This window comes from Pseudomonas sp. PS01297, assembly GCF_029959305.1.
GTDB lineage: Bacteria > Pseudomonadota > Gammaproteobacteria > Pseudomonadales > Pseudomonadaceae > Aquipseudomonas > Aquipseudomonas helleri.
The window spans coordinates 48,889-60,808 of the sequence record NZ_JASCPQ010000021.1 but is presented as its reverse complement, the minus strand read 5'-3'; the positions used below and the strand labels follow the sequence as shown (position 1 = coordinate 60,808).

Sequence of the window (11,920 nt, the reverse complement as noted above, 5' to 3'; positions counted from 1 at the left end):
TGGGCGCGGGCTTGCTCGCGATGCAGACGACTCGGTATCTCTGCCAGATCACGTTGATCCGATCGCGAGCAAGCCCGCTCCCACAGATTTGGGTGTTTCAACGGCGGGCTTGGTACACGCCGCGGGCGATGGCGCGGGCCACGCAGGTGGCGGCCGCCGAGCCGATACGGCCAATATCAACCTGACGGCGGGCGCCAGCGCTCAGTTCAACCTCGCCGCTGGCCAGGGCGAACACGGTGTCGCCATCGAACGGCAGGTGTGCCGGGCGCACCGCCATGGCGATGCCGTCCTGGGCCATGATGGCCACGCGTTTGCAATCGGCGGTGCTCATCTGCGCGGTGCTGGCGACCACCACCAGCGTGGTGTTGGCACCGGCTTGCAGGCGGCCCATGGCGTCGAGCCGCGACAGTTCAGGCATCGGGTCATTGCAGTCCTGTTCGCCCTGCGGCCGCGCACCGCCCGCCTCGCCGGCGATTTCCCACGGCCATGCCCAGAAGGTTTCGCCATCGGGCATGTACACCGAACCAATCGGGTTGGCCACCACCAGCGCGGCAACCACAAGGCCGTCGCCTAGGTCCAGCGAGGCCGAGCCCAAACCGCCCTGCAGCACGCCCGCCATGGCGCCCCGCCCCGCGCCTGCCGCCCCCAGGTCGAAATCTTCAGCGCAGTTGTCCAGCGCCTCAAACCCCAGGCGACGATAAGGCGGCTCAAGCCCCCAGTCCTTGTCGCCGTCATTGGACAGGTCGTGCAACACGGCAGCCGGGACGATGGGGATGGCCGGTGCGCCCGCCTTCAAATGCAGGCCAACACCTTGCACCGACAACGCCGCCGTCACCGCATCCGCAGCACCCAAGCCAAACACCGAGCCGCCAGAGAACACCAGCGCATGCAACTGCCCGACCATGTTCTCCGGCTCCAGCGCCGCCGACTCGCGCCCGCCCGGGCCGCCGCCACGAATGTCGACGCTGGCGGTCCACGGGCGCTCGGTGCGGATCACCGTGACGCCCGTGTCGACACGCTCATCGATGGCGTGGCCGACCAGCAGGCCGGGGATGTCGGTGAGCAAGTTGCGGGGTCCGGGATGAGGCATTAAATCGCTTCCTGAAAAGGTGGTGGTACCCGATGTGGAGCAAGTGATGTGCCAAAGCCGCTAGCGCCGTCAACAGCCGGTTTGCCGCCCACTGCCCCTGTAGAAAAAACAACACCCTGATCGGGCATTGCTACAAAAACACCAACCCCGCTCACAGCCGCCCTGCAAGCCGTTGTTAACAAAGGCTTTTCAACAATGGCACAGCCCTTGCTCAAGGCCTTTGCACCAGAGCTTGAGACTGATGCCCCAGAGCATCCGCAACAAGCCGCTACTGACCACTATTTTGCGACGCCAATGCCGTCGCCTTACCCAACAAGGTTGGCCACCCAGCAGGGCGCGAACCGGGGAACACACTGGAGCCTTCGTACCATGACTTCTTCACGCACTACTGGTTTACGCCAGCCGCGCAAGACCTTCGCCCGCAGCCTGTTGTTTCTTGCGGTGTGCGAAGCCGCGACGGCCGCAAGCCCGCTGCTGGCCGCCGAGAGCACTTCCGACAACCCGCTGGACGCCGTCGTGGTGGTCGGCAACCGTGGCCAGGCCCGCACCCTGGCCGAAAGCACCGCGCCGGTGGACGTGATCTCGTCCCAGCAGTTACTGGCCACCGGCGAGCCTGACCTGACCCGCGCCCTGAACCGCGTGCTGCCGTCCATCAACCTGCCGGCGTCGTCCGGCTACGGTTCCGCGTCGGTGGTGCGGCCCATCAGCCTGCGCGGCTTGAACGGCGACCAGGTGCTGGTGCTGGTCAACGGCAAGCGCCGCCACAACAGCGCCCTGCTCAACAACGGCACGTCGCTGAACTCCGGCTCGCAGCCGGTCGACCTCGACATGATCCCCACCGCACTGATCGATCATGTCGAGATCCTGCGTGACGGCGCCTCGGCCCAATACGGCTCGGATGCCATCGCCGGGGTGATCAACATCGTCCTCAAACAGACCGACCACGGTGGCAGCCTGAAAACCACCTACGGCCAGAACTACCAAAACGGTGACGGCGAAACCATCCGCCAGACCGGCGACGTCGGCCTTGCCCTGCCCAATGACGGCTTCATCAACTTTGGCCTGGACGTACGGCACCAGAAAATCTCCGACCGCTCCGACAAAGCCCCGTACACCGACAGCGCGGGCAACACCAGCCTGGAGCACACCTATTACGGCACCGGCCTGCCCGAGGCGCGCAACTTCAGTTTGGGCTACAACGCCGAGCTGCCAGTCAGCGATGACCTGACCCTGTACTCGTTCTCGACCTACACCCGGCGCAACTCGGAAAAGCCCCTGGCCTTCCACCAGCCCGCCAGCTTTGACGGCATTGCTACGCCGTTCCCGGAAGGGATCGAAGACACCCTGCGCTTTATCGAAAACGACTTCCAGGTGGCCTTCGGTGGCAAAGGCACCGTCGCCGGTTGGGACTACGACCTGTCCAGCACGTACGGCCAGGACCACGCCGAAGCCACCCTGCGCCACACCTACAACCTGAGCTACGGGCCTGATTCGCCGACCTCAGTCGATACCGGGGTGAAGACCTTCAGCCAGTGGACCAACAACCTTGACCTGACCCGCGCCTTCGACTTTGGCCTGGCCAAACCGACGCAGATTTCATGGGGCCTGGAACAACGCTACGAGAACTACAAAATCGGCAAGGGCGACTACGCCTCTTACGCCAGCGGCCCGTTTGACACAGGCGTCAGCGGCAACCCGATTGCGCCGGGGACTATCTCCGGTGCCGGCACCACACCTGCCGACGCCGACCAAAAAGGCCGCACCAGCCTGGCGGCTTATGGCGAGATCGGTCAGGACCTGACCGACAAATGGCACGTCGATCTGGCCGGTCGTTACGAGCATTACAACGACGGCTCGGGCACCACCACCAACGGCAAAATCGCCACCCGCTATCAGTTGACGCCGATCCTCGCCGTGCGCGGCAGCGTCAGCACCGGTTTCCGTGCGCCTTCGCTGGCCCAGCAGATCTACAGCTCCACCTCGCAGACCAGCGTCAACGGCAACCTGTTCAACTACCGCAACGTGGCCGTCGACTCTGAAGTGGCCAAAGCCCTGGGGGCCACCACCCTCAAACCGGAGAAATCCACCAACTTCGCCCTCGGCCTGACCCTGCAACCGACCGATGCCACCAGCATCACCCTTGATGCCTACCAGATCAAAATCAAGGACCGCATCGACCAGACCGGCTACCTCGGCGGCACGCCGCAAATCGACGCCATCCTCGGCGCCGCCGGGCTGCCGACCAACCAGGCGGTGACTTACTTCACCAACGCACTGGACACCACCACCCGCGGCATCGACCTGATCGGTGACTACCGCCAGAACCTGGGCGCCTACGGCAACCTGCGCTACACCCTGGGCTTTAACTGGAACACCACTGAAATTGATGACATCCACGCCTCGCCCCTGGCCCAGGCCACCCTCGGCCCGGACGGCGGCTACAACCGTCAGCGCCAGGGCAACCTCAAGCACGGTAACCCGGAGTCCAAGCTGATTCTGGGCACCACCTGGACCATCAACAAGTTTGATATCGGCCTCAACCTGACCCGCTACGGCGAGTACACCCAGTACGGCACCGCCGAGATTTACGACCGCACGTTCTCGCCAGCCTGGATCACCGACCTCAACGTGGACTACCACCTGACCTCCAGCCTGACCCTGACGGCGGGCGCCAACAACCTGTTCAACATCTACCCGGAACGCACAAACCTGCCGAGCAGCTCGGGCGCCTTCCCGTACGGCAACTTCTCGCCGTACGGCACCACCGGCGGCTACTGGTACACCGGCGTGACGTACAACTTCTGATCCATCGCCCTGCCGCCCCCAGTGGCGGCAGGGCTTTGCCGAACACTTGCACGGAGGCTGTCATGACCCGCCGTACCGACCCACTGATACTGGGTGCCTGTTTCACCGCCAACACCCGTCGCCCGGACTTCGAGCGCCTCAAGGCCCTCGCCCGCAGCGCCGAGCGCGGCACATTCGCTGCCCTGAGCTTCACCGAGCCGCCCGAACAGTTTGAGTCGCTAACCTTGATGTCGGCGCTGGCCGCCGTCACCGAGCACATCGGCCTCATCGCCAGCCCGCACGACACCGAGCCGTACCACATCGCCCGTAAACTCGCCTCCCTCGACCACCTGTCCAACGGCCGCGCCGCCTGGGGCGTGGCCAGCGAGCCGTCAAGCCAACGCGCAAACGAACGCCACGATCTGGTGAATGGCCTGTGGGACAGCTGGGACGACGACGCTTTTATCCGTGACAAAGCCAGCGGTCGCTATTTTGACCCCGGCAAACTGCACACCCTCAATCACAAGGGCGAGCATTTCTCGGTGCGCGGCCCGCTGAACGTCGCCCGCCCGCCGCAAGGCCACCCGCTGCGGGTGCACACCATTGCATCAGAGGCCGACACAGCCTTGGCCATCCGTGTGGCCGACGTGATCATCGCCGGGCACTGCGACCTGCCCGCTGCCCAAGCCTTCTATCACGACATCAAACAGCGTGCCGCTGCCTTGGGCCGCAACCCTGAACACCTCAAGATTCTGGCCACGATCAACCCGCTGGACGGCACGCCCAATGACATCGCCGAGCACTTAGAAAACGGGTTCCAGACCCGCGCCTGCGATGGTTTTAATCTGCTGTTCACCGACGCGCCCGACGCCATCGACACCTTCGTTGAGCATATGATTCCATTGCTGCAACACCGCGGGCTGTTGCGCCACAGCTACAGCGGCAGCACCCTGCGCGAGCACTTGGGCCTGCCGCGACCGAGCAACCGTTTCAGCGCCAGCGTCCACCCCGTTACGGAACCTGCCCATGCCTCTTGAATTCAGTTGGCAACTGCCGCTCTGCACAGCGGGCGCGGCGCCCGACTGGACGGCGCAGCCAGGGCACTGGATTCAGTTGGCTCAGGCCGTCGAATACGCAGGCGTTGATGGCCTGTGGATACCCGGCGGCTCCCAGTGTGCCGACAGCCTGGGCGTGGCCGCCGCGCTGTGCGCACACACTCGCCACCTGCAACTGACGGTCAGCGTGCCGCCGCAAGTGATGCTCCCCGCCGCGCTGGCCAGCACCGTGCAAAGCCTGCAATCGATCAGCGCCAACCGCGTGCGCCTGCACCTGCCGGACAGCCAGCAGAGCACCGCACGCCACACCTTCGACGACTGGCTCAACCGTGACCAGCGCAGCGAAAGCATCGGTGAATACCTCGACATCCTCGGGCGCCTGTTACGCGGCGGCGACGGTGGTTTCACTTACAGCGGCCGCTACTTCCAACTGGAAAACGCCGGTTATGCCCGCCGCGATTTGCCCGCCCCGGCCATCGTCCTCAACGACAGCCAGAACCCGGCGCTGATTGCCAGCCAGGCACAGGTTTGCCTGTTGCGGGCGGCGGCGCCTGCACAGTTGCGCCAGGCCATCGAGCGCCAACGCGCCGCCAGCCCCGAGCCGTCAACACCGCTCGCGTTTGCCTGCACCTTCGGGCTGATCCTCGGCGACACCGAAGCGCAGGCCTGGGAGGCCGCCGCCCGGCAACTGCCAGCGTTACCGGCCGCCCCAACCAGCGAAGCTGACAGCGTGCTGCGCCTGCAACGCGGTGGCCACCCGCTGCGCCATTTCGAGGTCCATCCCAATCTGCTGCAAACGGCGCCGGGGCAACCGGCGTACCTGATTGGCACCCCGCAACAACTCGCCACCCGCCTGCAAGAACTGCATGGCCTGGGTATCGAACATATCGTGATTCAGTGCCAGCCGTCGGTCAGCGACGTGCTGCGCTTTGGTGAACAGGTCCTGCCCCTGCTGGCAGCTCAGGGCCTGCGCAAGGAGAACGCCTGACATGCCCACACCCGCTAACGGAGCCATCGAGATTGACTGGTTCCTGCCCACCAACGGCGACGGCCGCCACCTGACCAGCAGCGGCCTGCCCAGTGTCGGGCTGTTCCAGCAGGGCGAGCGCGCGCCCACCCTCGACTACCTGCGCCAAGTGGTGCGGGCGGCCGAACTCGGTGACTTCGACGGCATCATGGTGCCGACCGCCAGCGGCTTCGAAGACCCTTGGTTGATCACCGCCGTGCTGGCTCAGGAAGTACGCCGCCTGCGCTTTTTGCTGACCGTGCGCCCCGGCCTCGAACTGCCCGCCTACAGCGCCCACCGTGCTGCCACCTTGCAGTTGCTCAGCGACGGGCGTCTGGATTTGCATGTGGTCAGCGGTTCGAGCCGGTTTGAGCAGCGCTCGCTGGGGGATTTTCTGGAGCATGACGAGCGCTATGCACGCACCGCCGAGTTTCTTGAAGTGTTCCAGTCCGTGTGGAGCGGTCGCAACCAGCCCTATCACGGGCGCTATTACCGCAGCGCAGGCGGCGCCCCCATCGCGCCCCAGGCACCGGCGCCCGCCATCTATTTTGGTGGCGCTTCGCAGGCCGCCGAACAGGTCGGCGCGGCCCATGCGCAAACCTATCTGATGTGGTGCGAGCCCCCGGCGATGATCGCTGAACGCATCCTGCACATGCGCGAACGCGCCGCTGCCCGCGGGCGCACTCTGCGCTTTGGCCTGCGTGTGCACGTGTTCGCCGCCCCCACCGACGATGAGGCCTGGGCGCACGTCGAACGGTTGCTGGAAGAGATCCCCAAAGAGGCCATCGAACGGGCGCAGTTACAGATGGCGGCGTATGAGTCGGTAGGCCAGTCCCGCCAGACCGGGCTGGTCAAAGGGCGCGGGCGGCGCGCGCGGGAACTGGAAGTGTCGGCCAACCTCTGGGCCGGTGTCGGACTGGTGCGTGGCGGTGCGGGTACTGCGCTGGTGGGCAGCTATGAGCACGTCGCCCAGCGCATCGAGGAGTACTACCAACTGGGCGTGGAGTGTTTTGTGCTGTCGGGCTTTCCGCACCTGGAAGAGGCCATCCACCAGGGCGCGGAGTTGCTGCCACTGTTACGACGCATCGGCCGCACTTAGCTCGGTGCGCGCCCCTTGAGCATCCCGTGATTGACCAGCAGCGTGCGCATGGCATTACGGGTGATGCCCAGCAGCGCGGCGGTGCGCAACTGGTTGAAACCGCAAAAGGCAAAGGCCTCGCGCACGATCAAGTCTTCAATGTCATGCAGCAGCGTGTCCCCCGGCACCTCGAACAAACGCAGCAACTGCTCACGCATCACCTCTTGCGGCAGCTTGCTCACCGTACTCGCTCCGGCCTTGGCCACGCTGAGCCCGCCTGAAAACTTCAGGTGCTCCGGGCGGATCGGCTTGTCACCGGCCACCAGCAAGGCCAGGTGCACGACGTTTTCCAGCTCACGAATATTGCCCGGCCACGGGTAATCCAGCAGCGCTTGCGTCGCGGATTCGGAGAGCATCGGTTCATTGATTTTCAAGCGCGCGCTGTAAAGACGGCGGAAGTGCTCCACCAGCGGCAGGATGTCCAGCGGGCGCTCCCGCAGCGGCAACACCGAGACTTGGGCAACGTTGACCCGGTAAAACAAATCGAGACGGAAATTACCCGCCTCCACCGCTTGTTCCAGATCGACGTTGGTGGCGGTCACCAGCCGTACATCAATCTTCACCGGCTTGCGCGAGCCGACGCGCACCACCTCCTGCTCCTGCAACACGCGCAGCAGCTTGACCTGCAACGGCAGCGGCAGATCACCAATTTCATCGAGAAACAGCGTGCCGCCATCGGCCTCTTCGAACCAGCCCGCGCGCCGCCCGGTGGCACCAGAAAAGGCCCCCGCTTCGTGGCCGAAAAACTCGCTCTCGGCGAGGGTCTCACTGATCGCCCCGCAGTTAACCGCAACAAAGGCGCCACGCCGGCCACTGGCCGCGTGCAAATAACGGGCAACCAGCTCCTTGCCGGTACCGGTTTCGCCATTGATCAACACCGGCACCTCACTCGGCCCCACCTGCTGCAAAAAATCCAGCAACTGGCGCGAACGCGGGTCGGCAAACACCAGGGCCTTGGCCCGGATAGACAGGGGGTCCTTTTCACCCTGAGGGAACGTCAAAATCGGGGTCGAATGTCCCAGGGGGCCGCTCATGGCAAGGAATTCCAGCGTAGGTAACGATCGAAGGTAGCGATACTTTACCGAGCGCGGGTTATAGCCAGAAATACTTAAAAAGAATTACGACCAAACTTTTCTGGATATTGCCGATAAGGGATAACTCTGACGCCGCCATCTAAAAACAGCGACGCGTACATCACCGAAGCTCGTCCTGTGCGAGTGAACCATCGCCAGCCAGTTCACGTTCAATCTGCTCGATGCTCGGCAGGCTGGTTTGCAATTCGGCCGGTAGCGACTCGAGCAACTTGTATTCCGCAATGCCCATGGGCTGGGCTTTATCGCCTAACGCATATTCAGCCACGATCTTGTTTTTGCTCTTGCAAAGCAAAAGACCGATGGTGGGCGTGTCATGCTCGCCTTTGATCTGGCGATCCACTGCCGTCATATAAAAACCGAGCTGCCCCAGATGCTCAGGCTTAAACTTGCCGGCCTTGAGCTCAATCACCACATAACAGCGCAGCTTGAGGTGATAGAACAGCAAATCGATGAAGAACTCATCGCCCCCGACATCCAGCAACACCTGCCGCCCAACAAAGGCAAAGCCTGCCCCAAGCTCCAGCAAGAACTCGGTGACGTGTTTGACCAAGGCGTGTTCGATTTCGCGCTCTTGTGCTTCTTCTCGAAGCCCCAGGAAATCAAAACAATAGGGATCTTTCAGCGACTCACGCGCTAGGTCTGAATGAGCTTTAGGCAATCTGGCATCGAAGTTAGTGACTGCCGCACCACTGCGCTCCAGAAGGCGGGTTTCAATATGAATGTTCAGCACATTGCGCGACCAGCCGTTGGCAATCGCACTGTTCGCATAGGCCAGACGCTGTTCTGGGGCTTTCAGCTTGGTCAGCAACACGAGGTTATGACCCCAAGGCAATTGTCCAACAGCCTGTTGGACAATTGCAGAATCTGGCCAAGCGTCAGCAAAAGCACGCATATACATCAAATTGGCCCGGGAAAACCCTTTCATCTCAGGAAACGCGGCGCGCAAGTCATGTGCCAAGCGCTCAATCACTTTGGCCCCCCAGCCTTGATCAGCTTGCCGGGCCAGAATGTCGCGACCGATCTGCCAATAAAGCAGCACCAATTCCCGGTTTACCGCCAAAGTGGCGCGTTGCTGGGCGATATGGATGCGGCCTTTCAGATCGACCAACCACTCGCCATAGCCTTCAGGCGGTGTGGTCAGGCTAGCGGGAGCGTCGCTCATGGTTTGACTTCCTCTTGGCGTATTCGGGCAGCTGTACTCAGCTCTGCACCGTTGCAGCCAAATGATCTTGCGCGACAAGAAGGGATACATAGCCCCTGTAGGAGCGAGCTTGCCTCGCGATCTTTTAAACGATCGCGAGGCAATGCGGGGCAGGCGTGTTTAAGCCTGTTGCGAGCCTGGGACCTTGACGATCCAGCCAGCCGGGGCTTCGACGTCGCCGGACTGGATGCCGGTGAGTTCGTTGTACAGACGTTGTGTCACCGGACCTACTTCTGTCTCGCTGTGGAAGACGTGCAGTTTGTCGCGGTACTGGATGCCACCAATCGGGGTGATGACGGCAGCGGTGCCGCACGCGCCCGCTTCGGTGAAGCGGTCCAGCTCGTCTACGCGTACATCGCCTTCAACCACGGTCAGGCCCAGACGCTCTTTGGCCAGTGCAATCAACGACAAGCGCGTGATGCCCGGCAGTACCGAGGCCGAACGCGGGGTGACGAATTGATTGTCTTCGGTGATGGCAAAGAAGTTGGCCGAGCCGACTTCTTCAATGTGGGTGTGGGTCAGCGGGTCCAGGTAGATGCAATCTGCAAAACCGGCCTTTTTGGCTTCGGAACCCGGCAGCAGGCTGGCCGCGTAGTTGCCACCCACTTTGGCAGCACCGGTGCCATTTGGCGCGGCGCGGTCGTAGTCGGAGATCATGAAGTTGCAAGGCTTCATGCCGCCTTTGAAGTACGGACCCACCGGGATGCAGAACACGCTGAAAATGAATTCAGGGGCCGTGCGCACGCCGATGTTGTCGCCCACGCCAATCACGAATGGACGCAAGTACAGCGCGCCACCCGAACCGTACGGCGGGATGAACTGCTCGTTGGCTTTGACCACCTGGGTACACGCGTCGATGAACTGCTCAACCGACACATGCGGCATCATCAAACGGTCGCAGCTGCGTTGCATGCGCAGGGCGTTTTGATCCGGGCGGAACAAGTTGATCGACCCGTCTTTGCAGCGATAGGCCTTCAGGCCTTCGAAGCACTGTTGCCCATAGTGCAGGGCGGTGGACCCTTCGCTGATGTGCAGCACGTTGTCTTCAGTCAGAACGCCGTTGTCCCATTTGTCGTCGCTCCAGCGAGACAGGTAGCGATAGTCGGTTTTGATGTAATTGAAGCCCAATGTGCTCCAGTCGATACTCGGGACAGACATGATTACCTCGAAAGCTGTTCTTGGCAGGTTATGCGGCATCGGCAAGGTCGATGCCTTTATCACGGGCCAGTGTGCCAGCCACTTACGGCCAGCGCACCGGGGTCATTCAGTATTTGCGAAAAATAACGTGCGGTTCGTCGCGTTAAGCCCTGAAGGCGAACCAAAGTGGCCATTTTTATTGCACGGAAAAACCGGTTAGGCAAGTGTCTCGATGGGAGCTGAAGGCCATCAATGGCCCGCGTTGTCGCCCGGTTCAATTCCCAATGACTTGATCAGGTCATCTGCCCGCTCATCGGCACCCGGTTCATCGGCGCGCCACCAACGGCTGGAAACACGCATGGTGTAGCGGCGCCGATATTCAGAGGGCGTGACCCCGGTGGCGCGCCGAAACAGGCGGCGGAAGGCACTGGCATCCTGGTAGCCGCAATACTCCATAACCTCAGTCAGGTCGATCAGCGTCACTTCCAGCAGCTGTTTGGCCCGCTCTACCCGCAGGCGGTGCAGGTAGTCCAGCGGGGTCATGCCTTCGACTTCCTTGAAATGGCGCAACAAGGTACGCGGGCTGGCGGTCGCGGCCTGGGCCACGCGCTCAAGGCTGTAGGGCGTCTGAATATGCTGCTGTAGCCAGTGCTTGGCGCGAAACACCACACTGTCGCGGGTTTTCACCGAGATGCCGGGAAAGTTCAGGCCCGACTGTTCAAAACGCATGGGGTGATAGAGCAGCCCGTTGGTCGCAATCTGCGCCATTTCTTCGCCCGCGAAATGGCGAATCAGTTCAACCACCAGGTCGCAGACCGCCGCCGGTGCCCCGGCAGTAAAAACCGGACCATCCACCACAACCGGGCCTTCCATCGCCATCTGCACGGCGGGGAAGCTGGACGCAAACCAGTTGGCAATCATCCACGTGACCGTGGCGCGCCGACCATTGAGCACCCCGGCGCGCGCCAACATCACCGGGCCGTTGAAGCTGGCCGCAATCACCCGGCCCTGGGAGTGGTAGCGGGCGATGCAGTTCAGCTCTTCGCTAGATTGGTCGAGCACATGGTTGAGGTCGGGGACGCTTTTCATCTGCACGCCCGGGACAAACAGCGCCGTTTGCGAGGGCCGCAAGGTTTTGCGCCCCCCGGCAGGCGACTGCATGGCCGTCATCCAGTCGGGCAGCTGCAGTTCATTACCCGCCGCATCAATAAGCCGCCAATGAAAGAACGCCCCGCGCTTGTCGGGGTTACGCATCTGCCAGAGCGTGTTGAAGGTGCGCAGAATATCGATAACGCTGAACAGCGTCCCGGCCATGCTGTGCGGGCCATGGAGCAAATCAATACGGACGTTCATGGGCTAACCCGGCGATATTGGACTTATTGTTGGCGATATTAGCTTTACCTCTGTGCCTTGTC

At 62.5% G+C, this 11,920-nt stretch carries 9 protein-coding genes; 4 read left to right on the top strand and 5 right to left on the bottom strand.

Annotated features, from left to right (window positions below):
* Positions 1 to 97: 97 nt before the first annotated feature.
* On the bottom strand, positions 98 to 1,090 hold the full coding sequence (locus QMX84_RS09210) for a P1 family peptidase (protein WP_282363657.1): 993 nt from the start codon (positions 1,088 to 1,090) through the stop codon (positions 98 to 100).
* Positions 1,091 to 1,459: 369 nt separating this feature from the next.
* Between QMX84_RS09210 and QMX84_RS09205 the strand changes: the two genes are divergently transcribed.
* The 4 genes from QMX84_RS09205 (at position 1,460) to QMX84_RS09190 (ending at position 7,034) form a co-directional block, all read left to right on the top strand.
* Positions 1,460 to 3,895: a TonB-dependent receptor gene (locus tag QMX84_RS09205; protein WP_282363656.1), complete on the top strand. Its 2,436-nt coding sequence runs from the start codon at positions 1,460 to 1,462 to the stop codon at positions 3,893 to 3,895.
* A gap of 62 nt (positions 3,896 to 3,957) precedes the next feature.
* Complete coding sequence (locus QMX84_RS09200) at positions 3,958 to 4,911, top strand: LLM class flavin-dependent oxidoreductase (protein ID WP_262123866.1); 954 nt, start codon at positions 3,958 to 3,960, stop codon at positions 4,909 to 4,911.
* On the top strand, positions 4,901 to 5,917 hold the full coding sequence (locus tag QMX84_RS09195) for an LLM class flavin-dependent oxidoreductase (RefSeq protein WP_282363655.1): 1,017 nt from the start codon (positions 4,901 to 4,903) through the stop codon (positions 5,915 to 5,917). The genes QMX84_RS09200 and QMX84_RS09195 overlap by 11 nt, the downstream gene beginning before the upstream one ends.
* Before the next feature lies 1 nt (position 5,918).
* A complete protein-coding gene (locus QMX84_RS09190) occupies positions 5,919 to 7,034 on the top strand; it encodes an LLM class flavin-dependent oxidoreductase (protein WP_282363654.1) in 1,116 nt (371 codons plus the stop codon).
* On the opposite strand, the gene QMX84_RS09185 is transcribed toward QMX84_RS09190, so the two are convergent.
* The 4 genes from QMX84_RS09185 to QMX84_RS09170 all read right to left on the bottom strand — a co-directional run bounded on the left by QMX84_RS09185 (position 7,031) and on the right by QMX84_RS09170 (position 11,858).
* Positions 7,031 to 8,107 carry a sigma-54 dependent transcriptional regulator gene (locus QMX84_RS09185; RefSeq protein WP_123751681.1) on the bottom strand — a complete coding sequence of 359 codons (1,077 nt, stop codon included), beginning with the start codon at positions 8,105 to 8,107 and terminating at the stop codon, positions 7,031 to 7,033. The two genes, QMX84_RS09190 and QMX84_RS09185, sit on opposite strands and share 4 nt — an antisense overlap.
* A 160-nt stretch (positions 8,108 to 8,267) precedes the next feature.
* Positions 8,268 to 9,329, bottom strand: coding sequence for a PDDEXK nuclease domain-containing protein (locus tag QMX84_RS09180; protein ID WP_282363658.1), 1,062 nt, complete (start codon positions 9,327 to 9,329; stop codon positions 8,268 to 8,270).
* Positions 9,330 to 9,488: 159 nt separating this feature from the next.
* Positions 9,489 to 10,526 carry a branched-chain amino acid aminotransferase gene (locus QMX84_RS09175; RefSeq protein WP_282363653.1) on the bottom strand — a complete coding sequence of 346 codons (1,038 nt, stop codon included), beginning with the start codon at positions 10,524 to 10,526 and terminating at the stop codon, positions 9,489 to 9,491.
* A 228-nt stretch (positions 10,527 to 10,754) separates the two neighbouring features.
* On the bottom strand, positions 10,755 to 11,858 hold the full coding sequence (locus QMX84_RS09170; RefSeq protein WP_282363652.1) for a helix-turn-helix domain-containing protein: 1,104 nt from the start codon (positions 11,856 to 11,858) through the stop codon (positions 10,755 to 10,757).
* Positions 11,859 to 11,920 lie beyond the last annotated feature (62 nt).

Bases quoted from the DNA above. Each gene is read 5' to 3' on its own strand.
- QMX84_RS09210 (WP_282363657.1), bottom strand. From the start codon at position 1,090: ATGCCTCATCCCGGACCCCGCAACTTGCTCACCGACATCCCCGGCCTG.
- QMX84_RS09205 (WP_282363656.1), top strand. From the start codon at position 1,460: ATGACTTCTTCACGCACTACTGGTTTACGCCAGCCGCGCAAGACCTTC.
- QMX84_RS09200 (WP_262123866.1), top strand. From the start codon at position 3,958: ATGACCCGCCGTACCGACCCACTGATACTGGGTGCCTGTTTCACCGCC.
- QMX84_RS09195 (WP_282363655.1), top strand. From the start codon at position 4,901: ATGCCTCTTGAATTCAGTTGGCAACTGCCGCTCTGCACAGCGGGCGCG.
- QMX84_RS09190 (WP_282363654.1), top strand. From the start codon at position 5,919: ATGCCCACACCCGCTAACGGAGCCATCGAGATTGACTGGTTCCTGCCC.
- QMX84_RS09185 (WP_123751681.1), bottom strand. From the start codon at position 8,107: ATGAGCGGCCCCCTGGGACATTCGACCCCGATTTTGACGTTCCCTCAG.
- QMX84_RS09180 (WP_282363658.1), bottom strand. From the start codon at position 9,329: ATGAGCGACGCTCCCGCTAGCCTGACCACACCGCCTGAAGGCTATGGC.
- QMX84_RS09175 (WP_282363653.1), bottom strand. From the start codon at position 10,526: ATGTCTGTCCCGAGTATCGACTGGAGCACATTGGGCTTCAATTACATC.
- QMX84_RS09170 (WP_282363652.1), bottom strand. From the start codon at position 11,858: ATGAACGTCCGTATTGATTTGCTCCATGGCCCGCACAGCATGGCCGGG.